The 1,054-nt window shown below is 67.0% G+C and carries 1 protein-coding gene; it reads right to left on the bottom strand.

Going from position 1 to position 1,054, the window contains the following annotated elements; genetic code table 11:
- Positions 1–1,054 (bottom strand): beta strand repeat-containing protein (locus tag EN939_RS38390; RefSeq protein ID WP_442919595.1); only part of this gene is annotated, 1,054 nt, incomplete at both ends.

Below are 1,054 nucleotides of genomic sequence, written 5' to 3' on the forward strand. Positions count from 1 at the left end.
GGCATTGCTGACGGTGACGCTGCCCGCCGCGCCGTCGATCACAATGCCGGTGCCGCCGGTGTCGTTGAGCCCGTTCGCCACGGCAGTGGTGAAATTCACCGAACCGCCGGCGGTGTCGGCGACGACGATCATGCGCTGGCCGGCGGTGGCTTGCGTGATCGTGCCGGCATAGGTGACGGTGGCGGTGCCGCCATTGACGTTGAACGCCGTGCCGCTGGGGCTGATGATCGAGGTGCCGGTGCCGAAATTGAACGTGCCGCCCGAGCCGTTGAGGATGTCGACGCTGGCATTGCCGCCATTCAGCGTCGTCGTGCCGACGAAACTGTAGATGCCGTCCGCATTGTCGAACTGCAGGCCGGTACCGTTCGTCGCCGACAGCGTACCGGTAGCGAAGTTGAGCGAGCCGCTGTGCCCGCCCGTGACGCTGACCAGGGTGGCATTGTTCGACTGGCTGACATTGCCGGTATAGTTGAGGTTGGCGGTGCCGCCGCTGACAGCGATGGTTGCCGCGCTGCCGCCGACCAGCGTGCCGGCGCCGAGATTGATCGTCCCCAACCCGATCACGTTGGTGAGGACGACGGCGCTGTTGCCGCCGGCGCCGTTGCTGGTCGAGGAAAAACTCATGCCGGTGGCCGCGACGGTGACGCCGCTCAGGTTCATCGCCACACCGGTGCCCGTGGCGATGGAGTTGCCCACGCCGGTCACGCTGATCGTGCCGGAACCCGTGGCATTGAAGCCGGCGCCTGCCGAGGTCACGATCGCCAGCCCGCCGCCGTTGAAATTGACCGTCACCGGGGCGCTGTTGCCGGCAATATCGACGCCAAGCCCGCCGCTGCTCATGCCGATGGCGTAGCTGGCGCCGCTGATGTTGTAGGTGCCGCCGGTGTTGGCGGTGATCGATATGCCGGTGCCCCCGCCGGTAAAGCTGTTCGAGGCGCCGGACACCGTCACCGTGCCGCCTGCATTGTTGTTCAGCGATACGCCCAGCCCGCTGGCCGTCAGATTGCCGTTCAGGGCGACGAGGCCGGCGCCGGCAAGCCGGCTCTGGACATTC

The sequence above is a fragment of the Mesorhizobium sp. M7A.F.Ca.CA.002.05.1.1 genome, from assembly GCF_003998335.1.
Lineage (GTDB): Bacteria > Pseudomonadota > Alphaproteobacteria > Rhizobiales > Rhizobiaceae > Mesorhizobium.